The organism is Devosia riboflavina, assembly GCF_000743575.1.
Lineage (GTDB): Bacteria > Pseudomonadota > Alphaproteobacteria > Rhizobiales > Devosiaceae > Devosia > Devosia riboflavina.
The window spans coordinates 231,355-257,538 of sequence record NZ_JQGC01000001.1; the positions used below are offsets into that span (position 1 = coordinate 231,355).

The following is a 26,184-nucleotide window of genomic DNA, read 5'->3' on the forward strand; positions in this document are numbered from 1 at the left end:
GGCTACGCTCCCATCCGGCTGAGGCGACTGCGAGGGTCGATATATTCGTTGACCGAAATGGCGAGCAGGAAGAGTCCGAGGAACAGCAGCACCACGGCAATGATCGGGAAGGCGATCCACCACCAGATGCCGGCAATGATGGCTTGATGCTGGTTGGCCCAATAGATCATCCCGCCAATGGTCGGCCGGTTGATGTCGGAGAAGCCCAGAACCGACAGCGTCACCTCGAGCCCGATGGCCCAGATGAGATTGTTCATCGCCGTAAAGAAGATGACCGGCATCACATAGGGTAGATGCTGGCGCACCAGGATTTGCGGCACGCTCATGCCGGCAAACACCGCGTGGCGGGTAAATTCGCGATTCCTCAGGCTCAGTGTCACCGAACGGATGAGCCGCGCATCATAGTTCCAGCCGAGCAGTGCCGCGGTCAGCGCCAGCACCGGCCAGCTCATCTGGTCGCGCATGACGAAATAGACCAGCAGCAGGATGGGAATGTTGGGCAGGGCGATCATCGTGTCGTTGATCGTCATCAGGAACTCGTCCCACTTGCCACCGAGATAGCCCGAGATCATGCCCACTGCGACCGCCAGCAAGCGGCTCAAAATGGTCACGCTCAGGCCGAACAGCATGGTGTTCCAGATGGCCGAGCTCATCTGCCAGAGCACGTCCTGCCCGCGCGATGTCGTGCCGAACCAGTATTGCGCCGAAGGCGGCATGTCGGGCGGCAGGAGGTAGATGGCGTTATCCGGCAACGGTGCCCAGAAATGCGCCAGCGCGAAAAGGAAGATGGCCAGCGTCAGCACAAAGCCGATGGCAAATTCGATATTGTAGCGCAGCAGGTCGCGCAGAATCTTGAACATGGTCAGCCCAGCCTCACGCGCGGATCGATGAGCGGATAGAGAAGGTCGATGATGAAAACCGCGACCGCCACCGAGATGATCGACATGGTCGTCACCCCCAGCACGAGCGAATAGTCGCCGCGATAGATGCCCTGGATAAGAAGCCGCCCCACCCCGGGATAGTTGAACAGGAACTCGGTGATAACGGCCCCGCCGAACACATTGCCAAGGCTCAGCGCCAGCCCCGTCAACTGCGGCAGCAGCGCATTGCGCGCCACATATTGGGAAAAGATCTTGCTCGAATTGACCCCGCCAAGCTCGGCATAAACCACGTGGTCGTCGGTCACGATGTTGGACACCAGCGAGCGCATGGAAATGAACCAGCTCCCGATACCCACCAGCACCAATGTCAGCGCCGGCAGCGTGCCGTGCAGGATCAGCGAGCGGATATAGTCGAAGGTAAAGCCGGGCTGCAGATTCATCTGCGCGCCGCCCGAAATCGGCAGCACCGGCCAGATGAAGCCAAAGGCCAGGAGCAGCACGAGGCCGATGATATAGGCCGGCACCGGATGGAGGGCCATCACCGCCGCGCCCGACAGTTTCAGCAGCACATTGGAGCGATAATAACCCGCCAGCGCGCCCAGCAGATTGCCCAACGACCAGGTGATGATGAGCGCCAGCGTCAGGAGGCCAATGGTCCAGGGCAGTGCGCCCATGATCAGCGACATCACCGGCGTGGGGAAGGCCGAGAGCGACGGCCCGAAATCGCCGCGCAGCACGCGCCCCCAGAAGGAAAGATATTGATCGAGCATCGTGCCCTGGAGCCCATAGAGCTCCTCAAGTGCCGAACGCATCAGTTCGACCGAACGCGGATCGGTGGCGCCGAAACTGGTCATCAACGAAACCGACTGCTCCACCGGATCGACTGGGGAGAGGTTGGTGATGAGGAAAGCCAGCGACACACCCAGGAAGATCACGAGGAAAAACTGGAAGAAGCGCCGGACGAGATATTTGGCAAAGCCGTCCATCTGGGGCCCGTTCTCGAACATTAAGTGTCGGAAGGTGCGGGCGGGGTTTTGTCACCCCGCCCGCTTTTAGGCTTACTGCGCAGCCGGCGCGTTCGGGTTGGCTTCCAGCGCCACGATCATGTAGCGCAGGTTGCTCCAGTTCGGACCCGAAGCGGCATAGGGGTTCGCGGCACTCGGGTAACCCGTCCAATAGGTCGTGTCGAAGGGCGCGAACTTGTTGTAGGCCATCAGCGGAATGAACGGCATCTCCTCGACGGCGAGCTTGAGATAGTCCATCCCGAGTTCGACCACCTTGGGATCGTCAAAGCCCACAGTACGGTTGGCTTCGATGATCTGGTCGAGGCGCTCATCCTGCCAGCGCGTCAGGTTGCGCGGCGGCTGCACTTCCCCAGCCGGCTTGATGAAGTCCGAGTGATAGCTTTCGAGGAAGAACGAGAGGTCGGGGTGACCGCCCCAGGTCTCGACGGTCCAGTAGATCGCCGCTTCATAGTCACCACCGCCGAGGCGCTGGCCGTTGGTCGGGCCTGCTACGTCGACCGTGGTCTGGATGCCTTCCATCGACCACTGCTGGGCGATGATGGTACCGGCCCGAGCCAGCGTCGGAATGGCATCGCCTTCAACCATCAGCTTGATGGTGAACGGAGTGCCATCGGGCTTCATCCACTGATTGCCGTTCTTGGTGAACCCGGCCTTCTGCAGCAGCTCGGCAGCGGCAGCGAGATCCTGCTTCCACCAGCCTTCGCCGAACATGGCCTTGAGCTGCGTCGGATCGGACGGGATCTGGTCCCCCCACTGCGGCTTCACCAGCGCCGCGATCTGCTCGGCCGTCGTCGGATCATAAGGCTTGATCGTCCGCGTGCCGGTATTGACCTCGTAATTGACGAGCCATTCCTGCATCGGCTGATAGTAGTCGGTGATGGCCGAACCGGTGGGCGGGGTCGAAAGCGCAGCAAGGTTCGCCGCACCGCGATAGGAGCCCATTGCAACCGAACGAATGTCGATCATCAGCGCGAGAGCCCAGCGCACGTCCTTGTTGTTGAACGGCTCGACCTGGTGGTTGAACAGCACCGAAGGCAGCGTCGGATCGGGATGCGCAAAGGGGAAGCCCGGGAACCAATAGGCCGTCGAGTCAGCCGCATCGCGGGCAATGGTGAACATGCCTTCGGGCGCGATGTCGTTGATCACGTCGAGGTTGTGGTTCATCTGCTCGATGACGCGCGCATCCGGGTTACCGGCATTGCGATAGACCACATACTTCACCTGCGGCGCCTCGGTCAGGCCCTGGCCAATGGACGTCCGCTGCCAATCGTCGCGCAGCTTCCAGATCACCCAGTTGCCGGCCGTGTCATAGCTGTGGAGCACATAGGCCGAGAGCGAGACCGGCGGATTGGCGGCATAGGTCAGCGGATCATCGACCGTTTCGAATACATGCTTGGGCATGATCCAGGCCGCATTCCAGCGCACCGTAAAGAGCGTATGGAAGCGCGAATTCGGCGCCTTCAGATTGAACACAACCGTATTCCGATCCGGAACCTCGACACTTTCGACGTTCACCGTAAACGGCGCGCTCCAACCCATGCCGGGATGAGCTATCTGCGTATCGACCGTATATTTGACGTCATCGGCCGTGAACTCGACGCCATCGCTCCAGAAGATGCCCTCCTTGAGCGTCACCGTCATCTGCGTGAAGTCGTCATTATAGACCGGCTTGTCCGCGGCCAGCGCATTGGTCCAGGCCGCATCGCCCGTACCCTCGGGATTGATCCACCAGAGCGTATCGGCCGTGAGCTGCTGGTTGCCATTGGTGGTCGCACCACCGCCCGGCGCCCAGAGATTGAACCATTCGGCATTCTGCGCCGCCGGCCCCTGGATAATCAGCGCCTCGTTGCGGGGGATACCCGCGATGAAATCCTGGGCAGCAACCGGCATCGCCATAGCGGCGATGGCAAGAGCGGCTGCAGCCAGCTTCTTGAATAGCATGGTCGTTCCTCCTGATGCCCGCAAAAGCGGACAGCGACCTCGCCGAACCCACAAGGCTCGGCACGTCGCCTCCCTCGTCTCGTAACCGCGCCGCGCATTGTCCTCCCGCAGCACCGTCCGGCATCTTTATCGACAATTTTCAAACCGAGAGCAACAGGATTATCGACAAAATAACCGCTCAATCCGCATTTTCAGCCAGATTTAGGCATTTCATCCATTCAAATGCACTCACATTATTGACAACACAGCGTGGATTGATAGGTTGATATCGACAACAGCGGCAGAGGACCGCAGTTCAATTCCCAAGCTGAACAGGGTGGAGAGAAGACGATGACAGCGACTTACGACGTCCGCATCGACGTGGACGCGGGCGCGAGCCGCGGTGCATACCGGCCATTGTGGAACTGGTTCGGCTATGACGAGCCGAATTACACCTACACCGCCAATGGCAAGAAGCTGCTCAACGCACTGACCGAATTGAGCCCCGAGGCTCCCCGCGTACGCACGCACAATCTTCTCACCTCAGGCGACGGCAAATATGCCCTTAAGTGGGGCTCGACCAACGCCTATACCGAAGATGCCAATGGCAATCCGGTCTATGACTGGACCATCATGGACCAGATTTTCGACGCCTATGTCGAAGCCGGCAATATCCCGCTTATCCAGGTCGGCTTCATGCCCGAAGCCCTTTCCGACGATCCCGGCGAATACCGCCACCATTGGGCGCCCGAAGACAAATACGCCACCATCATGACCGGCTGGGCCATGCCACCCAATAACCTCAAAAAGTGGGGCGACCTCGTCCACGCCTGGGCCCGTCACCTCGCCGATCGCTATGGCGAAGCTCAGGTGCTCACCTGGCCCTGGGAAGTCTGGAACGAGCCCGACGGCCTCTACTGGAAGGGCACCATCCCCGAATTCTGCGAGATGTACGACGTCACCGCCCGCGCCATCAAAGCCGCCCTGCCCGGCGCCCGCGTCGGCGGCCCGCACACTTGCGGCGCCTTCAACAATCCCAAGGCGCAGAAATTCCTCCGTGAATTCCTGCAATATGTCGTCGACCACAATTCGCCGATCGACTTCATCGCCTTCCACGCCAAGGGCAATCCAGTGATCTGGAAGGACCATGTCCGCATGGGTCTCCACAAGCAACTCCGCGACATCGAAGCCAACCTCGCCATCGTCAACGAGTTCCCGACCCTGCGCCACCTGCCAACCGTCATCGGCGAATCCGACCCCGAAGGCTGCGCCGCCTGCTCCGCCCGCGTGCACCCGCAGAACGGCTATCGCAACGGGCCACTCTACGGCGCCTATGTCGTCGAAAGCATGATCCGCACCTACGAACTGAGCCAGCGCGCCGGCGTCGAGATCGAAGGCGCCGTCACCTGGGCCTTCCTCTTCGAAGACCAGCCCTGGTACGACGGTTTTCGCGATCTTGCGACCAACGGCGTCGACAAGGCCGTGCTCAACGGTTTCCGCATGCTCGGTAAGCTGAAGGGCGAATGGGTCACCGCCAAATCCGACCACGCCATCTCCATCGAAAACATCATGGAACACGGCGTCCGCGACCAACCCGACGTCAACGCCGTCGCCACCCGCGACGACACCGGCGTCTCGATCCTCGTCTGGAACTACCACGATGACGACGTCGAAGACGGCGCCGCCAACGTCACCCTGGCCCTGAAAAACATCAAGCCGGGCAACCACAAGCTGACCCACTACCGCATGGACAAGGACCACTCCAATTCCTTCGGCGTCTGGAAAGCCATGGGCTCACCCCAGTCGGTCACGGGCGACGACTACAAGAAGCTCGAAGCCTCAAGCCAACTCGCGGTCCTCGAAACGGGCACCGCGAACGCCACCTCCGGCACCGTCACCCTGACCACCAACCTCCCCCGCCAAGGCGTCTCCCTCCTCCGCATCGACTACTAACCCAGCCCGATGCGCCAGCACCCCGCCATTCCCTCCCAAGGGGCGGGGTGCTTTTTTTTCAGCACTCGTTGCCCCTCTACCACCCTCGTCACCCTCGGGCTAAATCCGAAGGCACTACACTGAGGTCACCGCCTAAAGTGGAACGTTCTCGGGTTACCCGAGGATGACGACTGACTATGTCATCGGAAACGTACCCACCCACTCGACTCCACACCTTGTGCGCGATCCAGACATCTGAACCTGAGCCGTCGATCCACTGAGCGGTCAGAAAGATAAATTTAAAGAATGAACAGCAATACCACTAGTAATACTACGTCCTATTACGGGCATATTATCATTTGTAATATGCTTTTCTCTGAGAATTTTGCTGGTCGTGAAAGAAATTGACGAGGGAAAATATGCCAGAAATCCAAGAAGTTAACTTAAACTCAGCCAATACCCCGGAACAAGCAGCACAAATGTTCCTTGGCACTGTAAGTGTCGGACTAGCAGCTCTATTTGCCAAGGCGGTGGATGAAGCCCTCGGGAAGACGTTGACTTCTACAAAGTCCATATCTTCCATTGCGGGATGGCAGGACTTGATCGGCGGTGCTCACATGGATTTGCAGTGGGAGCGCAACTACGATGGGTCACCAAAGACCTTAGTGGCGTTTGCTCCATATGAACAAATCGAGCACCTGCGAACTGTTAAGACGATTGGTGTCACCATCGGCGTGAGCATCACCGGAACGTTCTGAATCAGCATGACGACAGGTGCCCCTGCCGTCACTAAGATGAACAAACAACTTTAGCCCGCCTCGCGCGGGCCTTTTTAACAGGCGACATTCGGGCAAGAGCGGCACCACGCCTCGCCAACTGGAGCATCTCATATCGAGCGTGTGAAATCGGCGGACGAAACCCTCACTCCACCAGCCCAATATACCGTCTCTTCGACGGCTGCAGGTGATCCACGCACAACTGCGCCAACAACCAATTATCCCGCCCGCTCAGCATCTCGATCATCAACCGATGCTGGCTATGCGAAATATCGAGCGCCGCCCGATCCGCCATCGAGTTCGCCCGCACCGGCAGGCTATACCGCATGTAAAGCTCGATGGTCTGCACCAGATACTTGTTCCCACACGCCCCAAACAGTTTCAGGTGAAACCGGTCATTGGTCTCATGCACGCCGCGCAGGTAGCCATTCTCGATATGCTCGCCATGCTCCTCATGGATTTCGAGCAATTCGTCGATCAGCCCCTGCGGCGCCGGCAGTGGAATAAGCAGCGCCGCCTGCCGTTGCACCAGCTCACGCACGGCATAAATCTGCCGTACCTCGTCCGGCGTCAGCGTGCGCACCATGGCGCCCTTGTTCCGCTCGCGCACGACGATGCCCATCTGCTCGAGCTGCACCAGCGCCTGCCGCACAAAATGCCGCGTCACCGGAAAGCGCGAGAGCAGCGAGTCCTCGGTCAACCGCGCCCCCGGCGCCAATCGACCAAAAATGATGTCCTCTTCGAGCGCCCGCGCAATACCCTCGTGATCAAGCTCGGTGTCGATGTCATCAGTCATGAAAGAGCCCCAGAGGCAGTCCGTCTCGTCTTCTATCAGATAGTGTCCACGGGTTTAAATCCGCTCAGTTGGTACGCCGCCTCCACCAGCCGCAATGTTTCAAGATTATCCACCGCGCTCGTCTCAAACCCGTGCCCGCGCACCAGCGCCGACACAAAATGCGCAATCGCTCCATCATAGGCCGCCTGGTAGCTCACCCCGGGATCAAAGGTCACTTCCCGCGGCCGCGGCCCGAACAGCCGCAACACCGACCCATCGAGATGCACCGTTCCCTCGGAGCCAAAAATCCAGAGCTGGTCCGTCGGCGCCGGCGCCGCTCCATGCACCGCCAGATTGCCCGACACGCTCAACGGCACGCCATCCCCGCGCCGCCGCAAGCCCAATATGGCGCTATCCTCGCCAAGTATCTCATCATTACTCCGCCCCAGCCGGGCCGAATGCAGATCAAACTCCCCAAACAGCGACCGCAGCGTATCGAGGTGATGGATAAGCACCTCCATCACCAATAACCGCCGCTCCCCACGGAAAAACGGCTGCCGCACCAAAGCCGGCCGCTGCCCATCCGCCCCGGCGATCATGCCGCTCGAATGAAAGTCGAGCCGGATAGAGGTGATGTCGCCAACGACACCAGCCTCAAGCCAGCCACGCAATTCCCGATAATAGGGCCGAAACCGCCAGTTCTCATGCACCATCAGCGGCACGCGGCTACCGACATCCGCCACCAGCGCCTCTGCTTCGACGAGATCAACGCCCAGTGGCTTCTGGCACAGCATGGGCAACCCTGCCGCCGCGCCCGTCCTTACATTGGCGGCATGAAACCGCCGCGGCGTCGCAATATCGAGCGCATCGAGTTTTTCACCCCTCAACATGGCCTCGAAACTGGAATAGCGCCCGGCAATCCCAAAACCATCCGCCCGCGCCGTCAGCGCCACCGGATCAGGATCGCATATCGCCACCACCTCGGCGCCAGCCACCTTCGCCCAGGCCGGCAGATGATATTGCGTCACCCAGCCAGCCCCTACCAAACCAATACGCACCGCAACCCTCTTATCAATAATATCACCGGATACGGTCCATACCCAATTATCGGAAATTATGACGATTTCCCTGACTTTATGCGCATTTCAGCCTCGCGTACACCCGCCTTTCGCATTTCGCCACTGCACATTATTGACAATAATCCAAATGGCTGTAGGAATGATCACAAGATGCCGCAAGGGTACGCGGCCGGGAGGATAACGGTGACGCGCGGGCTTCGCAGACGTTTGACGAGCTATGGCGACCAGGATTTCTCCCTGTTTCTCCGCAAGGCTTTCATCAAGGCCATGGGCTATTCCGACGATGCGCTCGATCGCCCCATCGTCGGCATTGCCAATACCTATTCCGACTACAATCCCTGCCACGGCAATGTCCCGCAACTGATCGAAGCCGCCAAGCGCGGCGTCATGCTGGCCGGCGGCATGCCCATGGTTTTCCCGACCATGTCGATCCACGAAAGCTTTGCCTCGCCCACATCGATGTTCCTGCGCAATCTCATGGCCATGGAAACCGAGGAAATGGTGCGCGCCCAGCCCATGGATTCGGTCATTCTCATTGGCGGTTGCGACAAGACCATTCCCGCTCAGGTCATGGCCGCTGCGTCGAGCGAAGTCCCCGCCATCATCCTGCCCACCGGCCCTATGGATACGGGCAACCATCGCGGCGAGCGCCTCGGCGCCTGCACCGATTGCCGCCGTCTCTGGGCCCAGTTCCGCGCCGACACCATCGACGAAGCCGAGATCAACGAGATCAACGGTCGCCTCGCCAGTTCCGTCGGCACCTGCACCGTCATGGGCACCGCCTCCACCATGGCCGCCTTGGTCGAAGCCATGGGCCTCGCCCTTCCCATGTCCGGCTCCGCGCCTGCCACCTCGTCCGAACGCTTCCGCCTCGCCGAAGAAACCGGCCGCGCCGCTGTCGCCATGACCGAAACCGGCCTCACCACGGCGGAAGTGTTGACACCACAGGCCCTCCGCAATGGCCTCGTCACCCTGCAGGCCCTCGGCGGCTCCACCAATGCCGTCGTCCACCTCGCCGCCATCTATGGGCGCCTCGGCAAAAAACTCGACATGGCCGAATTCGACGCCATCGGGAAGCAAGTCCCGGTCCTCGTGGACCTGAAACCTTCGGGCAGTGGCTACATGGGCGAATTCCACGCCGCCGGCGGCGTCCCGCGCCTCCTGTCGGAATTGACCGACCTCCTCGACCTCACCGCCCCCCGCGCCTTCGGCGGCACGCTTGGCGACGCCGTCGGCAACCTGCCTTCGCGCTACGAAACCCAGATCATCCGCCCACGCGAAAACCCCATCTCTGCCTCCGGCGCTATCGCCGTGCTCTCCGGCAACCTCGCCCCGCGCGGCGCCGTCATAAAACACTCTGCGGCTGACCCAAAACTGCAGGTCCACGAAGGCCGTGCCGTCGTCTTTGACTCGGTGCAAGACATGACCGAGCGCCTCGAAGACCCAACCATCACCGCCGACGATGTTCTCGTCCTCCGCAATGCCGGCCCCAAGGGCGCACCCGGCATGCCGGAAGCCGGCTACATCCCCATTCCGCGTCACCTTGCCCGCCAGGGCGTAAAGGACATGGTGCGCCTCTCCGACGCCCGCATGAGCGGCACCGCCTTTGGCACCGTGGTCCTCCACATCACCCCCGAATCCGCCGATGGAGGCCCACTCGCCGCCGTCCGCACCGGCGATCGCATCCGCCTCGACGTCCCCAACCGCTGCCTCGAATTGCTGATCGATGCGACTGAGCTAGATACCCGCATGGCCACTCTGCCCCCGCCGCCGCCATCGCCCCCACGCGGCTATGCTCAGCTCTATGATCGCCACGTCACCCAAGCGGACGACGGCCTCGATTTCGATTTCCTAGTGGCGGCCAAAGAACATGGATGACGTCCTCGACGCACCGCTCTGCCTGCCGCCGCGCCCCTTGCGCAATCCGGCCAATCTGCGCCTGCCGCAAAACACCTGCGACGCGCACTTTCATGTTTTTGCCCGCGAAGCGCCCTTGGCGAGCCCACGCAGCTACACGCCGCAAATGCTGACCATCGAAACCTGGCTCGCCCTTGCGGAAACTTTCGGCATCGCCCGCGGCGTCCTCGTTCAGCCCAGCGTCTACGGCTTAGACAACCGCGTCCTCCTCACCGCCCTTGCCGGCCATAGCGAGCGCCTGCGCGGCGTCGTCGTCATCCCGCCCGAAACCACAGACGTCGAACTCCGCCGCTTGGACACCCTCGGAGTCCGCGGTGTCCGTTTCAATCTTCGCAACAAGTCCGGCATCGGCTTCGACGCATTCGCCGAACTCGCCCCCCGCATTCGCGCTCTCGGTTGGCACGCCCAGTTCCAGGTCGGCCCCGAAGCCATCGCCACGGTCGCCGAGCTGACCGCGCGCCACGACATCACCGGGGTCATCGATCACCTCGCCTTCATCCCTCTCGACACACCCGGTACCGCGCTCGACGATCTCGCCCGCGCCGTCGAGACCGGCCGGGTCTACGCCAAGATTTCAGCGCCCTATCGCCTCCGTGACACGAAGAACCACCAATTCTATCGTCAGGCACTCTCGATGCTAACAGTGTGTGACCCAACTCGCCTCCTATGGGGCACCGATTGGCCACATACCGAACTCTTCGAAACCATGCCCGAAGACGACGACCTGATCGCCCTAAGCCTCGACGCATTGCCCGCCGAAACCCATGCCGCGATCTTCGCCGACAACGCCCAAAATCTCTATTTCCAGCACTGATTCCCAATCCGGAGCCGCCCGATGCCCTTGCTGACCGAAGCCGCCAAAGGCGTCTATGTCATTGCCGTCACACCCTTTTTAGACAATGGCGACATTGACTGGACCAGCGTCGACCGCATGGTCGATTTCTACGAGGAAAAGGGCGTCACCGGCATGACCATCCTCGGTCTTCTCGGCGAAGCGCCCAAAATGACCTCCGAGGAATCCAAGGCCATCGCCAAGCGCGTCATCTCCCGCGCCAAGGTTCCCGTCATCGTCGGCGTCACCGCCCCCGGCCTCGCCCCCATGCGCGAACTCGCTGATTCCGTTATGGAATTCGGCGCCGCCGGCGTCATGGTCGCCCCGCCCTGGACCACCAAAACCGACGACCAGGCCTACGCTTTCTACACCTCCGTCGGCGACGCCCTCGGCAAAACCCCCTGGGTCCTCCAGGATTACCCTCTTACAACCAACGTCACCATCGCCCCAAAGGTCATTGACCGGATCGTTAGGGATGTCCCCACCTGCGTCATGCTCAAGCATGAAGATTGGCCGGGCCTCGCCAAGATCTCCGCCCTCCGCGCCTCCAGCGACAAGGGCGAAACCCGAAGAATTTCAATCCTTTGCGGCAATGGCGGCCTATTCCTCCCCGAGGAAATGGGCCGCGGTGCGGACGGAGCAATGACCGGTTTCTGCTACCCCGAAATGATGGTTGGCGTGGTCGAAAACTACGCCAAGGGCGACGTCGAACGCGCCCACGACATCTTCGACGCCTACCTCCCCCTCGCCCGCTACGAACAGCAACAAGGCATTGGTTTGTCAGCAAGAAAGTACGTTCTAGCCAAGCGCGGCGTCATCTCCTCCGCCGCCTTGCGAAAACCCGGCGGTGCCCTGTCGCCCAAAGACATCGCCGACGTCGAACGCCTCCTCGCCCGCCAGGCGAAGCGTCTTACGGAGATCGGCGCATGAAACTCGGTCTCGAAGGCAAGCGCGCCGTCGTCCTCGGCGCCAGCAAGGGCCTCGGCGCCGCCATCGCCCAAACCCTCGCCGCTGAAGGTGCCACCGTCATCGGCGGAGCCCGAACGGTCGATGCCATTGAAAAGCTTGGCCAAAACATCAAGGGCCTGCCACTCGACCTCGCCAGCCCAACCTCGGTGCAAGCCTTCATCGAAGCCATATTGGCCGATGGCGGCGCCGACATCCTCATCAACAATTCCGGCGGCCCCGCCCCCGGCGAAGCATCAACTCTCCCCGCCAGCGACTACGCCAACGCCTTCAACACCATGGTCACGCCGCTGATATCAATCACCCAAGCGCTTCTGCCCGGCATGCGCGCCAAGAAATGGGGCCGCATCGTCACCCTGACATCGTCCGGCGTTGAATCCCCCATCCCCCGCCTCGCGATCTCCAACGCCCTGCGCCAGTCGCTGGCCGGCTGGAGCAAGACCCTCGCCGGCGAAGTCGCCGCCGACGGCATAACCGCCAACATCATCGTCCAGGGCCGCATCCACACGACCCGTGTCGACGAACTCGACGAGGCCGCCGCCAAGCGCCTTGGCAAAAGCGTCGAGGACATAAAGGCCCAATCCATCTCGACAATTCCCGCCGCCCGCTATGGCCGCGTTGAAGAATTGGCCGACGTCGTCGCCTTCATCGCCAGCGAACGGGCCTCCTACGTCACCGGCAGCCTCATTCGCGTTGATGGCGGCATGATCCGATCGATCTAGTTCAATAAAATTCGACCTTGTTTTAGAGACGACAAAGAAGAATATTGGGAGAAATCAGCAGTTAAGGGGGCGAAATGACTTGCTGCAAAATCGCCGGATACTGGGCAGCAGTTCATTGAGCGGCGTGGTTTCCGACACAACCGGGGACCAAACAAGGCGTCACCTCTCGCCTCATGTGATCATGCTGTGTGTTCTGGCAATCTCTATTGCCGCCGCAGCACTGACGATTATGCTCGCATCGTCTAGGCCCTGGCTTGGGCTCGAGCTTTCCAGTACCGCCGATAACGCCATCATCGTTACCCATGTCGCGTCCGATGGACCTGCCCGAGACACTGGCGCAGCGCCGGGCTTCCGACTGACGGCGATCAGCCAAACCAGCGACGCATCGAACTTTTCGACATTTCCGATCTATGGAAGCGATCTCGTCGAAGAGCCCGATGGCCTTGAAACCTATGCTGAAATTGGCGATGTCCTCGACCGCCAAACCACATTGGCCGGTCTTCTCGACCAGCCCGTCGTCCGCCTGCACCTCGCCGAAACCGCAAACGCAGAGGCCCGGGTCGTAGACGTCGCCCCGCGCGATCGGCCGTTTTGGGCCTTACCCGCAGTCTTCTGGGTGCAGTTGTTTTCCGGCCTTGCCGGCTTTGCCATCGGAGCCTGGGTCTGGGCCATCCGCGGCAAGGACATAGCTGCCAGCATGTTCGCGCTGTCGGGTCTCGGCCTGATGATTTCTGCCCTCTCCGCCGCTGTTTACAGCACCCGGGAACTGGCAATTCCGGGAGATCTCTTTGCTCTGTTGAGCGCCCTCAACCATCTCGGCGTCCATCTCTTCGGCGGCGCCATCGTGGCGCTGTTCCTCAGCTATCCGCGGCGACTGGTTCGTCCGGTCTGGCTGCTGCTGATCCCCGTTGTGCTGGTGCCCTGGCTCTGGGCCGACATCGCCCGGCTGATGCCTGATCCAGCCACCGGCATGTATGTGCCCATGCTGGCCGAAATGCTGCTGATCGTCGCCCTAGTGATGACCCAATGGCGGCTGGCACGGCGCGATCCGGCGACGCGCGCTGCCCTGAGGTGGCTTGGCCTATCTGTCGTCGTCGGGGCCGGCGCCTTCGTGGTGGGCATAGGCGTACCTTCGCTGCTCGGCGCCGAACCGGCCATCAGCCAGGGCTATGCCTTCGCCTTCTTCCTCATCGTTTATGGCGGTATCGCGCTGGGCATCCACCGCTACAAGCTATTCGAGCTGGGCGATTGGGCTTTTCGCATTCTCTTCTATGCTGGCGGTGCAACGCTGTTGCTGGGCCTCGACGCCGCGCTGATCTGGCTGCTCAATATCGAGCGAGGGCCGGCCCTGGGTGCCTCCCTGCTGCTGGTCGGCTTTGCCTATCTACCGCTACGCGATGTGCTCTGGCGGCGCATGCGCGGCAAGCCGGTGCTGGCCGAACACGAACTGTTCGAGGCGGCGATGGACGTGGCCTTCGGCCCCACCCCGACCGCGCGCGCCGAGCGCTGGCGTCGCCTGCTGGTGCAGCTCTATGACCCACTGGAAACTCTGCCCGCCACGGACGTGAATGAAGTGGTAGCCACCACCAATGGTCTTGAACTGCTGCTGCCGGCCGTTGCCGGCGAAACGGCACTACGCTTGCGCTATCCGCTTGGCGGCAAGGGTCTCTTCGGGCCACGCGACCGGCAATTGGCCGGCCAACTCATAGGCCTCATCGCGCGCGCCGAAGCGAGCCGCGATGCCTACGAGCGCGGTGCCCTTGAAGAGCGGCAGCGCATTGCGCGGGACCTCCATGACGATGTCGGCGCGCGACTGCTCACCGGCCTCCACAGTGGAGATGGGCAGGTGCGGCCCATTTTGCAGGCGGCTTTGTCAGATATCCGGGCCATTGTCAGCGGCCTCAATGGCGAGACGACGACGCTGGATGTGGTGCTGGCCGAGGCCCGGCATGAGGCGGCGCGGCGGCTCGAAGCCGCGCGGATCGAGCTTGATTGGCCAGCGCCCGAACAAGGCGCCGAGCAGATCAGCCTCGACTACCGGCAAAGCAAAGCCTTGCTCTCCTCGGTGCGCGAAATCGTCAGCAATATCGTCCGCCACGCCGGTGCCACACGGGTGAAAGCCGAGATCGTCGTGACGGATATTTCTGCCCTGGTGCGCATCTCCGACAACGGCCGCGGCCTACCCGCACAACAGGACGTTTCGGGCTATGGCCTCAACAATATTCGCCAAAGGGTGCACGCCATTGGCGGGACCACGCTTGTCGATTCAAGTGCCGCAGGCACAGCGATCGAGATCGTCGTGCCCTTGGCGAATGGCCGAACCAATTTAGCTGCAACCCTGCCGGAAAGGCCGATCCGAGTCAGCGGTGATAGCGAGACAGCACCCGCCGCCATGACCGATGCTGCGCGCTAGGATTTATTACTCGTCGATACTGAGCCGCACCACGCCACCGGGGGAAATCGTCAGGCGCTGATAGGCTTCGCCGCCACCCAACTCCCCGCCGCCGACATCCCAGCATCCGGCTGAAAGCGTGAAACTCGCCTCCTCGCCGGGCGCGATATAGGCGCCATCGGCGAGCCTGTTGAAACCATAGCTCATGGCGTCGCAATCGGAGATGACCACCGCGTCGAGATCGCCATAGGTATTGTTGTAGACGATCAGCGTGCCGGTCGGCTCGCCCGGTCTTACCAATGCGCCACCCGTCAGCGTGTCGCATCCGGCAAGGGCCGCCAGGCAAAGTGCCACGCCCATTGCTGGAAGAAGTTTGTTCATGCCCACTCTTTGTCCCTCCACGCGCCCGCCCGCTCCAAGGGTCGGTCGCCAAGCCCATGAGCGAATTTCTAGAGGGAGGCACCCAGCGCTTCAGCCCCTGTTTCGGGGTAGGCTCCAGGGGCGGAGCAGCTCGCAGATGCCCCCCCCCCGGATCGGGGGATGCTTCTTGCCGCGATGAGGTGCATCTTGGTTTTCAAATGGAGGCGCGCAGATGAACCGCCCGATCCGTGACTGCTTGTTGGTCGAAGACATCCCGGCAACGCGCATCTGGCTGGAAACGGCCCTCACAACCGCATTCCCCAGCATCGCCATCGAGAGCTGCGGCACCATCCGAGCCGCGCAAAAACTTCTCGACCACCGAACGGCGCCCTTTTCCATCGCGCTTGTCGATCTCGGCCTGCCCGATGGCAGCGGGCTGGATCTCCTGCGCCGATTGACGCTCGAAATGCCCGAAACCCTCACCATTGTCGCTACCATATATGACGATGACACGCATCTGTTCGACGCGATCATGGCCGGCGCGCAGGGCTATGTGCTCAAGGACGAGGATACCGACCTGATTGGCAGCCTGCTTGCCCGGATCGGGCACGGCGAGCCACCCTTGTCCCCCTCGATAGCCCGGCGCGTCCTCGCCCACTTTCGCGCCAGCACCGTGGTTTCTGAGCCAGACGAAGCCGGATTGACCGCCCGGGAAACCGAAGTATTGACGCTGATCGCCAAGGGCATGACGGTCGCCGAAACCGCCCGGCTCATTGCTCTCAAACCGCAGACGGTGGCGAGTTACGTCAAAACGATCTATTCCAAGCTCAACATCTCGACCCGTTCGGAAGCAACGCTGGAAGCGGTCCGCCGCGGCCTCGCCTGAGGGCTGCCGTCTCGACTAAGGCAGCGCAGGAACTACGTCTGGTCCCAATGGATTTTCGAACGGATTTTCGGCGCGAAACGCAGCATGGTCTGCCTTGGCGCGTGCGAGCAATGCCGGGTCTTCGATCAGTTCGACCACGAGATTAGCCATGGCCTTGGCCGCCAGTTGCAGTCCCTTATGCGCCGCCGGCGCCTGGCCCTGCGCCACCAATTGCCAGGAATGGCCCGGCGTTCCGATGGCATAGCACGCCACCCGGCACTGTACAGTCGGCACAACCCAGCTCACCGAGCCCACATCGGTTGACCCAACCGCATGGTCGCTTCCCGCCCCGAGGGGATAGATGATCCGGCTCAGCGCCTCGCCCTTGATCGGGCGCAGCCCAAAGCGACCATAGGATGCTGCGATATCGGCAGTAGAAAATGTCTTCTGGATTGCGGCCGCGTAGGCATCGTCCGTGGCGTCGAAATCCGGGCCACCCAGTCTTTCGAGAACCGCGTGCAGCGCCCCTTCCAGTCCGGGGCTTGCCACGAGATTAGCGTCGCCGCTGATCTGCTTGCGCTCGACCGTCGTGCCGGTCATCAGCCCCGCGCCTTCAGCAATATTTCCGACCCGCGAGACGAGATCCCACATCTCGGACAACGAATGCGCCCGCACCAGCACCCGGCTCTGGGCGAAGGCCTGCACCACATTGGGCGCCGATCCGCCGGCATCGGTAATGGCATAATGGACCCGCGCCGTGGACGGCATGTGTTCGCGCAGATAATTGATGCCGACATGCATCAATTCGACCGCATCGAGTGCGCTGCGCCCCAGATGCGGGGCGCTCGAAGCATGCGAGGCCCGTCCCGAAAAGCTGAATTGCAATTCGGCACAGGCCAGCGAAAACGGCCGGTTGACACCGGTGAATGCTGCAGGGTGCCAGCAAAGCGCCGCATCCACATCGTCGAAAAGCCCGGCCCGTACCATGAAACCCTTGGCCGAGCCGCCTTCTTCCGCAGGGCATCCATAGTAACGCACCCGCGCCGCGACACCGCGCTGGGCGAGATAGTCTTTGACCGCAATCGCCGCCAGCAGGGAGCCCGCCCCAAGCATGTTGTGCCCGCAGCCATGGCCGTGTCCGCCTTCGGCAAGCGGCTTTTGCTCGGCAATGCCGGCGACCTGGCTCAACCCCGGCAGCGCATCATATTCGCCCATGATGGCAATGACCGGTCCGCCTCTGCCCGCTTCGGCGATCAATGCAGTCGGCATGCCCGCCACGCCGGTCTCGACAGCAAAACCCTCGGCGCGAAGGAGCTCGGCATGTGCCGCGCTCGACCGAGCCTCCTCGAAATTGACTTCCGGCATCTCCCAGACGCGATCGCTCAGTGCAAAGGCCTTCACGGCCTTAGCTTCGACAAGGGCGTCCACGGGGGAAAGATTGGGGATCATGGAGAAGTCCTGACTGAGAGGTCAATTTTCCCCATAAGTGCATTTTGTAATCAGAAAATCAATTATCTGGATCAGGAATGGCCAAGAGCCGGCTCGCGCCCATGAGATGGCTGCGCATCAGCGCCGCCGCGACATCGTTGTCGCCGCTTTCCAACCGTGCCAGAATTTCCAGATGCTCATTGCAGGTGACGACCACCCGGCCAGGCCCATGCTTCCAGTTGTAGTTGGAAAGCCGCCGCAACTGGTTCTGCCGCTGCATGGCATCGGCCAGATAGCGATTGCCGGACGCCCGGCTGATGCCCTCGTGGAATTCCGCATTCATTTCAAACAGGATGATGCTTGAACGATCGGTCCACTCGGCTTCCTTCATCTGTTCGTGCCGATCGCGGATGGATTTGATCCAATCCGGCTCCAGGTGAAAGCCGGGCTCAAGAATGGCCGCGCACTCGATCAACATGCGGAAGCGGAAACTCTCGGCGCGGGCGGCCGCGTCACGGGTTTCTACGCTGAATTCCCAGCCATAACCGCTGCGGCGGCGCAGGGCGCCCAGTCCTTCGAGCGTAGTGAGCGCCTCGCGCACCCGTGCCCGGTCCTCGCCGGTCATGCGCATCAATTCGGCCTCGGCGAACTGGTCGCCTAATAGTCCTTCACGCCGCAATCGCGCGATGGTCACCAGCATATCCTCGTGCTGTGGCTCTTCCGCAGCGCTGCTCTGTGGCGGCGTTGCCAAGAGCACCATGCCGCGATTGGGTCGGTGCTCGACAATGCCATCGGCCTCAAGTCGCGCCAGCGCCGCCCGCACCGGCGAACGCGACACCTTCAACCGCTCGGCCAAAAGGCTCTCTTTCAGCCGGTCGCCGGGCGCCAAGCCGTCCTCATGCACGAGATCGATGATGCGGCGCACCAGTGCATCCTGCAGCGGCGTGCTCAATTCCGTCATTTTTCGCTTGCCCTGTTTTTCATTTTGGTTTTTGTTACACGAAGTACAGTTTTGATGCCAGACCCGCAAGCACGCCGGATCTCCCTTCCGACCGCCGCCTGCGCCCCTCGGATGTAAGCGACCACCATGACCACAGCTCTCGACTGCCCTCTCATTGAAGTCTCCGGCTCCCCCTTCGAGCGCGGCCGGCAGTATGGCGACCAGGCAGTCGAACGGATCAAGCGCGGCATCGGTCACTATACCGAACAACTGCACGGCAATGGCCTCGACCAGGCCGATCTCGATACGATGATTAGCAAGTTTGCCGCTTCGATCGAATCGTTCGGCATCCACTATATCGAGGAAATGCGCGGCATTGCCGAAGGCGCAAATGTCGGCCTGTCCGATGTGCTGCTGCTCAATGCACGCACGGAAATCCTGAAAATGGCCCGCCGCCGCCAGAAGGGCGAGCGCGATTTCATCGATCCCGATGGCTGCACCGGCCTGCTCGTCCTGCCCCAATCCTCGGCCAGCGGCCAGCTCATCCATGCCCAGAACTGGGATTGGAAGGCGGAATGTGCCGAAACCGCCGTGGTGCTCAAGATCCGGCGCGACGATGGCCCCGATATCCTGACCTTCACCGAGGCAGGCGGCCTTGCGCGCACCGGTTTTAATTCTGCGGGCATTTCCATTTCCGGCAATTATCTCGAAACCGACCGCGACTATCGCTCGCTCGGCGTGCCGCTCAGCATCATTCGCCGCAATGCGCTGGAACAGCAGCAATTGGCCCTCGCCATGCGCACCATCTATGCCACGCCCAAATCGGCTTCGAACAACCTGATCCTCGGTCATGTCGATGGCATCGGGCTCGATTTCGAATGCGCTCCCGACGAGACCTTCCTGGTGCATCCCCAGGGCGGCCTTATCGTCCATGCCAATCATTTCCAGAGCCCGGTGGCCCTCACCAAACTGCTCGACAAGGGCGTGGTCAATATGCCGGACTCGCTCTATCGCGACACCCGCGTGCGCGGCCTGCTCGAGCCCAGAAATGGCAAGCTGACCGCCGACGACGTCAAGACCGCGCTCTGGGACGATTTCCAGTCGCCCTGGTCGGTCTGTCGCCCGCCGCGCAAGTCATTCACCAACAACCAGACGGCCACCGTCGCCATGATCGTCATGCAGCCCGCCGCGGGCCGCATGCAGGTGTCGCTGCTGCCCGCCCTCAACAAGCACTTCTTCGACTATTCGCTCGAAATGGATGTGCCTGATGTGTCCGCGGTCGAGGCGATCAACGACAGCGCCGCCTGAACAGGAATGGGGCGGCACGACGCCGCCTCTATCGGAGGGAATAACAAATGACGTTGAAAACGACGTTCACCATGGCAGCACTGAGTGGGATGCTGCTTGCCGGTATCGCAATACCGGCCCATGCGCAGGAGGGAAATCTGCGCATCCGCATCAATGCCGACATTCGCTCGAGCGATCCCGGCATCAACCGCGACGCCAATAGTGACGCCGTGGTCGCCCATGTCGTCGAGGGCCTCGTCGGCTACAAGGACGATGCCACCGTCGCCCCGCTGCTCGCCAAGAGCGTCGACGTGTCGGCCGATGGTCTCACCTATACCTTTACCCTGCGCGATGGCGTGACCTTCAGCAATGGCGAGGCACTGACTTCGGAAGACGTGCTCTTCGCCTGGGACCGCTACACTAATCCGGAAAGCGGCTGGCGCTGTCTGCCTGACGTCAATGGCGAGGGCGTGTCGCACGTCACCGATGTCAGCGCACCCGACGCCTCGACCGTGGTCTTCACGCTCGAACAGCCGACCGCGCTCTTCCTCGCCACCCTCGCCCGCGCCGATTGCGGCGGCACCGGCATCTATCACAGCTCCTCGCTTGACGCGGAAGGCAAGTGGGTTGCCCCGATCGGTACCGGTCCCTTCACCTTCGGCGAATGGCGCACCGGTCAGTTCGTCGAACTGAAGGCCAATCCAAACTACAGCGCTCTCGAAGGCGCGCGCGACGGCTATGTCGGGGACAAGACTCCCTTGGTCGAGACCGTCCGCTTCGTCATCGTCCCCGACGATTCCGCCGCCAAGGCCGCGCTCTATGCCGGCGATGTCGATGTCATCCCCGATGTCAACAATGCCGACGTACCCGAATTCAAGGCCGACGAGCGCATCGACCTGCAAAGCGTTCCCGGCATGGGCCTCACCGCGCTCCTGTTCCAGACGCAGGACCCGCTTCTGGGCGATGTGCGCATTCGTGAGGCCCTGCGCCTGTCGCTCGATCTCTCCGAAATCGCCGACGTTGTGAGCGAAGGCCAGGCCAAGCCAAGCAACTCGGTCATTCCCCAGCCCAGCAGCTATTTCACCGAAGTCCAGGCCCAGGTTCCGGCTCGTGATCTCGAAAAGGCCAAGGCACTCCTCGCCGAAGCCGGCTACAAGGGTGAACCGATCACCTGGCTGACGACCGAGTTCTACCCCCAGCTCTTCTCGGCCGCGATCCTCGTTCAGGCCATGGCCCAGGAAGCCGGGATCAATATCCAGATCGAAACCCTCGATTGGGCCACCCTGCTCGATCGCTATACCAACGGCACCTACCAGGCCATGTCGTTCACCTATTCGGCCCGCCTCGACCCGTCCCTGTCCTATGACATGGTCAGCGGCGACAAGGCGGCTCAACCCAACAAGGTCTGGGACAGTGTCGAAGGCCGCGATCTCATGGCCAAGGCCCGCGTCAGCTCCGATCCCGCCGAACGTCAGGCGATCTTCGACCAGCTCGAAGGCATGATCCGCGCCGATGTGCCCCTGCTCGTCCTCTATTCGGGTACGCGCGTCAGCGCCGCTCATGCGGGCGTCGAAGGCTATGCCACCTGGCCGGTCGGCCTGCCCCGCGCCTGGGGCGTCTCTGTGAATAGCGGAAACTGAGCCAATGCCTGCCCTGGCCAGATATATCGGCAAGCGTCTGCTCTGGACGCTTCCAACCCTGCTGCTGGTTTCGGTCATGGTCTTTTTCATGGTTCGGCTGATCCCGGGTGATCCGGTGCAGTTGATCCTGGGAGACCAAGCCACCCCCAGCGAGGTCGCACAACTCACCCGCAAGCTCGGCCTTGATCAGCCGATCCCGGTTCAGTTCGTGCTCTGGCTGGGGCAGGTCGCTCAAGGTGACCTGGGCAATTCCATCACCAATGGCCAGCCCGTGCTGCCTTTGATGCTGGGTCGTTTCCAGGTCACCGCCGTGATCGTGATCCTGGCGGTCGGTCTTGCCACGCTCATCGCCGTGCCGGCGGGCCTGCTCGCCGCATGGAAACAGAATGGCCGGCTCGATATTGCCGTGGTGGCAGCCGCCACCCTGCTCATGTCGGTGCCGAGCTTCTGGCTCGGCCTCGTGCTCCTGCTCGTTTTCGGCCTCAAGCTCGGCTGGCTGCCGGTGGTCGGCTTCGTGCCTTTCACCGAAAATTTCTGGTCGGCCCTCACCTATATCGTGCTGCCCGTGGCTACGCTGACGCTGATCGAAGTTGGCGTCCTCACTCGCATGGTCCGGGCCAGCGCTATCGAAGTGCTGCGCCTTGAATATGTCACCCATGCCCGCGCCAAGGGCCTGAGCGAACGCCAGGTGCTGCTGCGTCACGTCATGCCCAATGCCTTCGCCCCCACCTGGACCATGATCGGCCTGGTGCTCGGCGGACTTTTGGGCGGCGCCGCGGTGCTCGAAACCGTCTTCACCCTGCCCGGCCTCGGGCGGCTCCTCGTCGATGCGATTTTTGCGCGCGACTATCCGGTGGTCCAAGGATGTCTTCTGTTCACAGCCCTGCTCTACGTGCTGGTCAACCTCATCGTCGATCTCTGCTATCCGCTCTTCGATCCGCGGGTGACCGCATCGTGAAACGCCCCGCACCCAACCTGCTGATCGGCGGAACGCTCGTCACCGTAGTCCTGGCCATGGCTGCCACGGCCCTGTTCTGGACGCCCTATGATCCCATGGCGCTCAACCTGCGCGCCAGAACGCTCCCGCCATCCGAACTCTATTGGCTCGGCACCGACGAATTCGGCCGCGACGTGGTCTCCCGCCTGCTGCTCGGCGCATCGCAGAGCCTGACGGTGGCCATTTTCACCGTGCTGCTAGCCGTCGCCGTCGGCACCATCCTCGGCCTGATCTCGGGCTATGTGCGGGGTATCACCGATCGCATATTGATGGTGGTCAGCGACGCGGTACTGGCTTTTCCCGGCACCCTGCTTGCACTGGGCCTCATGGTCATCATGGGCCCCAACACCATGGGCATCATCCTTGCCCTCGGCATTGCCTATACCCCATCGGTGCTCCGCATCGTGCGGGGCAGCGTGTTATCCGCCCGCGAGCGCGAATATGTCGAAGCCTCGCGCGCCATCGGCAATTCCGAATTTTATACCATGATCCGCCATGTGCTGCCCAATTGCGTGGCGCCGGTCGTGGTGCTGGCGACCTCCATGTTCGGCTGGGTCGTGCTCGCCGAAAGCGGCCTCAGCTTCCTCGGCCTCGGCGTCCCGCCGCCGGCGCCCACCTGGGGCAATATGCTCTCGGCCGCTCGTCCCTATCTCGAACGCGCGCCCTGGCTGGGCCTTGCTCCCGGTCTCTGCATCGCCTTCACCCTGCTCGGCATCAACCTGCTCGGCGACGCTTTGCGTGATCGTCTCGACCCACGAATGGAGCGTTGATCATGACTGCAACCCAGCCATTGCTCTCGGTTCGTAATCTGCGGCTCGACGTCTCCTCGGGTGTGTCGATCGTCAACGACATTTCCTTCGACGTGGCGCCGGGCGAAATCGTCGCCCTCGTAGGCGAAAGCGGCAGCGGCAAGACCATGGCGGCCCGAGCATCCATGCGCCTTCTGCCCAAAGGCATCCATCCGGGCGCCGGCCAGATCCTGTTCAACGGCAAGGACGTGCTGACCGCTTCGGACGAAGACATGCGGGCCCTCCGCGGCGCCCAGATCGGCATGATCTTCCAGGAGCCCATGGTCTCGCTCAACCCGGCCATGACCATTGGTGCCCAATTGGTGGAAGGTCTGCGCCTGCACGAAAAGCTGAGCGTGGAACAGGCCCTGGACCGGGCTGTCGACATGCTGCGCCGCGTGCAGATCAACGATCCCGAAGGCTGCCTCGCTGCCTTTCCGCACCAGTTCTCGGGCGGCATGCGCCAGCGCATCATGATCGCCTCGGTCATGCTGCTCAAACCCAAGCTCTTGATCGCCGACGAGCCCACCACCGCGCTCGACACTCTCACCCAGCGCGAAGTGATCGAAGTGATGGTCGATCTCACCCGCAGCCAGGGCACGGCCGTTCTGCTCATCACCCACAATCTGGGCCTCGTTTCCCAATATGCCCAGCGCATGGTCGTGCTCGAACGCGGCAAGCTGGTCGAAACCGGCAGTGTCGAACAGGTGCTCCACCACCCGCGCGAAACCTATACCCGCACCCTGATCGACGCCCTGCCCAAGCGCTTCCACGGCCGCCCGGCAATCGCCGAAGCCGCCCCGCTGATCGAGGCCCGCAATCTCGCGGTCACCTTTGCCGGCGCCGGCAACATGTTCTCGGCCGCCCAGCCCAAGCAGGCGGTCAAGGGCGTGTCCCTCGCCGTGCGTCCAGGCGAGGCTGTGGCCATTGTCGGTGGTTCGGGTTCGGGCAAGACCACGTTCGGCCGCGCCCTCATCGGCCTCCTGGCCCATTCAGGCGGCGAAGTGCTGTTTCGCGGCAAGTCGATGAATGGCGCCGACCGCGCCCAGCAGCGCGACTATCGCCTCTCCTGCCAATTGGTCTTCCAGGACCCCTATTCCTCGCTCGACCCGCGCCAGAAGATCGCCAGCATCGTGGGAGAACCGCTGCGCCACGAACCCGGCCTCAGCCGGGCGCAAAAGGCTGAGCGCGTGCAGGAAATCCTCGATGAGGTCGGCCTTGGCGGCTTCGGCGATCGCTATCCGCATGCCCTTTCCGGTGGGCAGCGCCAACGCGTCGCCATTGCCCGCGCCGTCATTCGCAATCCCGCTTTCGTGGTCGCCGACGAGCCGGTTTCGGCCCTCGATATGACCATCCAGAAGCAGGTGCTGGACCTCTTCCGGCGCCTACAGGCCAGGCATGGCTTTGCCTGCGTCTTCATCTCCCACGATCTGGGCGCCGTCTCCAGCGTCGCCGACCGTATCGTGGTGATGGAAAACGGCCTCATCGTTGAAGAAGGGGACGTCGACGACATTCTCGACCACCCAACCCACCCCTATACCAAGGCCCTTCTCGAAGCGGCTCCAACAATCGGGGTTGCCGCCTGAGGGCGACTCCCGAACTCAATCGAGATGCAATCATGGTACAATTCGTCGGCGTCGAGAACGCCATCAAGCTGATCTCCTCCATTGGCGTCGAACCCTTTCTCACCGGCCTTGCCGATTATATCGACGAGGATTTCCGTCGCTGGGAACAGTTTGAAAAAAGCCCCCGCATCGCCTCCCATTCGCGCGACGGCGTCATCGAACTGATGCCGGCCAGCGACGGCGTCACCTATTCGTTCAAATATGTGAACGGCCACCCGCAAAATCCGCTCGATGGCCGCCAGACCGTCACCGCCTTTGGCGTCCTCGCCAATGTCGCGACCGGCTATCCCGATTTCGTGTCCGAAATGACGCTGATGACGGCCCTGCGCACCGCCGCCACCTCGGCCGTGGCCGCCCGCTATCTCGCCCGCCCCGATGCCAAGGTCATGGCCATTATCGGCCAGGGCGCCCAGTCCGAATTCCAGGCCCTGGCCTTCAAGGCGATCCTGGGCATTACCCGCCTCCAGGTCTTCGACATCGACCCGGCCGCCAGCGAAAAATTCGCCCGCAACATGGCCGGCTATGACCTCGAGATCACCGTCGCCGACAGCGCCCAGAGCGCCGTTATCGGCGCCGACATCGTCACCACCATCACCGCCGACAAGAAGCGCTCCGTCATTCTGTCCGACAACATGGTCGGCTCCGGCATGCACATCAATGCCGTGGGCGGGGATTGTCCCGGCAAGACCGAACTTCACGCCGACATTCTCAAACGCGGCAAGGTCTTCGTCGAACTGCCCGAGCAGACCCGGATCGAAGGCGAAATCCAGCAGATGCCGGAAGACTTTCCAGTCACCGAACTCTGGCGCGTCATCACGGGCCTCGATATGGGACGCACCGGCAGTAGCGATATCACCATTTTCGACTCGGTCGGCTTTGCCACCGAAGATTTCTCGGTCCTGCGCTATCTCCGCGACAAGGTGCAGGAAACCGAGCATTTCATTGATCTCGACCTTCTGGCCGAACCTACCGATCCACGCGATCTCTTCGGCCTGATCGGCGCCCGTCAGCAACATCCGGACCGACTCAGCGCCTGA

Annotated in this window: 22 protein-coding genes; 14 read left to right on the forward strand and 8 right to left on the reverse strand. The window is 62.0% G+C overall.

The genetic code is table 11. The features are described from left to right. Positions 1-2: 2 nt before the first annotated feature. From JP75_RS00960 to JP75_RS00970, 3 genes are all read right to left on the reverse strand, one after another. The gene (locus JP75_RS00960; protein WP_035077850.1) at positions 3-860 is read right to left on the reverse strand and encodes an ABC transporter permease; all 858 of its coding nucleotides are present in this window, start codon (positions 858-860) and stop codon (positions 3-5) included. A 2-nt stretch (positions 861-862) separates the two neighbouring features. Further along, entirely contained in the window at positions 863-1,867 is a 1,005-nt protein-coding gene (locus tag JP75_RS00965) for an ABC transporter permease (RefSeq protein ID WP_035077853.1), read from the reverse strand. Positions 1,868-1,939: 72 nt separating this feature from the next. Next, positions 1,940-3,847, reverse strand: coding sequence for an ABC transporter substrate-binding protein (locus JP75_RS00970; RefSeq protein WP_035077855.1), 1,908 nt, complete (start codon positions 3,845-3,847; stop codon positions 1,940-1,942). 330 nt (positions 3,848-4,177) lie between these two features. Between JP75_RS00970 and JP75_RS00975 the strand changes: the two genes are divergently transcribed. Both JP75_RS00975 and JP75_RS00980 read left to right on the forward strand, forming a co-directional pair. Beyond that, positions 4,178-5,779: a GH39 family glycosyl hydrolase gene (locus tag JP75_RS00975; RefSeq protein ID WP_035077857.1), complete on the forward strand. Its 1,602-nt coding sequence runs from the start codon at positions 4,178-4,180 to the stop codon at positions 5,777-5,779. A 398-nt stretch (positions 5,780-6,177) separates the two neighbouring features. After that, the gene (locus JP75_RS00980) at positions 6,178-6,516 is read left to right on the forward strand and encodes a hypothetical protein (protein WP_152565692.1); all 339 of its coding nucleotides are present in this window, start codon (positions 6,178-6,180) and stop codon (positions 6,514-6,516) included. A gap of 163 nt (positions 6,517-6,679) precedes the next feature. On the opposite strand, the gene JP75_RS00985 is transcribed toward JP75_RS00980, so the two are convergent. Both JP75_RS00985 and JP75_RS00990 read right to left on the reverse strand, forming a co-directional pair. Next, entirely contained in the window at positions 6,680-7,330 is a 651-nt protein-coding gene (locus JP75_RS00985) for a GntR family transcriptional regulator (protein WP_035077861.1), read from the reverse strand. A gap of 35 nt (positions 7,331-7,365) precedes the next feature. Next, a complete protein-coding gene (locus JP75_RS00990) occupies positions 7,366-8,367 on the reverse strand; it encodes a Gfo/Idh/MocA family protein (protein ID WP_244446228.1) in 1,002 nt (333 codons plus the stop codon). Between the two features lie 204 nt (positions 8,368-8,571). Between JP75_RS00990 and JP75_RS00995 the strand changes: the two genes are divergently transcribed. The 5 genes from JP75_RS00995 to JP75_RS01015 all read left to right on the forward strand — a co-directional run bounded on the left by JP75_RS00995 (position 8,572) and on the right by JP75_RS01015 (position 15,238). Beyond that, positions 8,572-10,266, forward strand: a complete 1,695-nt coding sequence (locus tag JP75_RS00995) for an IlvD/Edd family dehydratase (RefSeq protein WP_035077865.1) — start codon at positions 8,572-8,574, stop codon at positions 10,264-10,266. After that, positions 10,259-11,119, forward strand: a complete 861-nt coding sequence (locus tag JP75_RS01000) for an amidohydrolase family protein (RefSeq protein ID WP_035077867.1) — start codon at positions 10,259-10,261, stop codon at positions 11,117-11,119. The genes JP75_RS00995 and JP75_RS01000 overlap by 8 nt, the downstream gene beginning before the upstream one ends. 21 nt (positions 11,120-11,140) lie before the next feature. After that, positions 11,141-12,067: a dihydrodipicolinate synthase family protein gene (locus JP75_RS01005; protein WP_035077869.1), complete on the forward strand. Its 927-nt coding sequence runs from the start codon at positions 11,141-11,143 to the stop codon at positions 12,065-12,067. Beyond that, complete coding sequence (locus JP75_RS01010; RefSeq protein ID WP_035077871.1) at positions 12,064-12,825, forward strand: SDR family oxidoreductase; 762 nt, start codon at positions 12,064-12,066, stop codon at positions 12,823-12,825. Before JP75_RS01005 ends, JP75_RS01010 begins: the two co-directional genes overlap by 4 nt. A 229-nt stretch (positions 12,826-13,054) precedes the next feature. Next, positions 13,055-15,238 (forward strand): sensor histidine kinase, encoded by a 2,184-nt coding sequence (locus JP75_RS01015; protein ID WP_051960077.1) that lies wholly within the window; start codon positions 13,055-13,057, stop codon positions 15,236-15,238. 6 nt (positions 15,239-15,244) lie between these two features. Here the strand turns inward: JP75_RS01015 and JP75_RS01020 are convergent, their stop codons facing one another. After that, entirely contained in the window at positions 15,245-15,598 is a 354-nt protein-coding gene (locus JP75_RS01020; RefSeq protein ID WP_152565693.1) for a hypothetical protein, read from the reverse strand. 211 nt (positions 15,599-15,809) lie between these two features. Here JP75_RS01020 and JP75_RS01025 point away from each other — a divergent pair, with 211 nt between their 5' ends. Further along, positions 15,810-16,463 (forward strand): response regulator, encoded by a 654-nt coding sequence (locus JP75_RS01025; protein ID WP_035077877.1) that lies wholly within the window; start codon positions 15,810-15,812, stop codon positions 16,461-16,463. A gap of 15 nt (positions 16,464-16,478) precedes the next feature. Here JP75_RS01025 and JP75_RS01030 read toward each other — a convergent pair whose 3' ends face one another. Both JP75_RS01030 and JP75_RS01035 read right to left on the reverse strand, forming a co-directional pair. After that, the gene (locus JP75_RS01030; protein ID WP_425277252.1) at positions 16,479-17,888 is read right to left on the reverse strand and encodes an amidohydrolase; all 1,410 of its coding nucleotides are present in this window, start codon (positions 17,886-17,888) and stop codon (positions 16,479-16,481) included. 61 nt (positions 17,889-17,949) lie between these two features. Next, positions 17,950-18,831, reverse strand: coding sequence for a GntR family transcriptional regulator (locus JP75_RS01035; RefSeq protein ID WP_035077881.1), 882 nt, complete (start codon positions 18,829-18,831; stop codon positions 17,950-17,952). 126 nt (positions 18,832-18,957) lie between these two features. Here JP75_RS01035 and JP75_RS01040 point away from each other — a divergent pair, with 126 nt between their 5' ends. Genes JP75_RS01040 through JP75_RS01065 form a run of 6 tightly spaced genes read left to right on the forward strand, consistent with a single transcriptional unit; the run spans position 18,958 to position 26,184 of the window. Then, positions 18,958-20,118 (forward strand): C45 family autoproteolytic acyltransferase/hydrolase, encoded by a 1,161-nt coding sequence (locus JP75_RS01040; RefSeq protein WP_035077883.1) that lies wholly within the window; start codon positions 18,958-18,960, stop codon positions 20,116-20,118. 47 nt (positions 20,119-20,165) lie between these two features. Then, complete coding sequence (locus JP75_RS01045) at positions 20,166-21,737, forward strand: ABC transporter substrate-binding protein (RefSeq protein ID WP_035077886.1); 1,572 nt, start codon at positions 20,166-20,168, stop codon at positions 21,735-21,737. A gap of 4 nt (positions 21,738-21,741) precedes the next feature. Beyond that, positions 21,742-22,695 (forward strand): ABC transporter permease, encoded by a 954-nt coding sequence (locus tag JP75_RS01050; RefSeq protein ID WP_035077889.1) that lies wholly within the window; start codon positions 21,742-21,744, stop codon positions 22,693-22,695. Continuing rightward, on the forward strand, positions 22,692-23,504 hold the full coding sequence (locus JP75_RS01055) for an ABC transporter permease (RefSeq protein WP_035077892.1): 813 nt from the start codon (positions 22,692-22,694) through the stop codon (positions 23,502-23,504). The genes JP75_RS01050 and JP75_RS01055 overlap by 4 nt, the downstream gene beginning before the upstream one ends. Before the next feature lie 2 nt (positions 23,505-23,506). After that, entirely contained in the window at positions 23,507-25,108 is a 1,602-nt protein-coding gene (locus JP75_RS01060; protein WP_035077895.1) for an ABC transporter ATP-binding protein, read from the forward strand. Continuing rightward, on the forward strand, positions 25,105-26,184 hold the full coding sequence (locus JP75_RS01065; RefSeq protein WP_244446233.1) for an ornithine cyclodeaminase: 1,080 nt from the start codon (positions 25,105-25,107) through the stop codon (positions 26,182-26,184). Before JP75_RS01060 ends, JP75_RS01065 begins: the two co-directional genes overlap by 4 nt.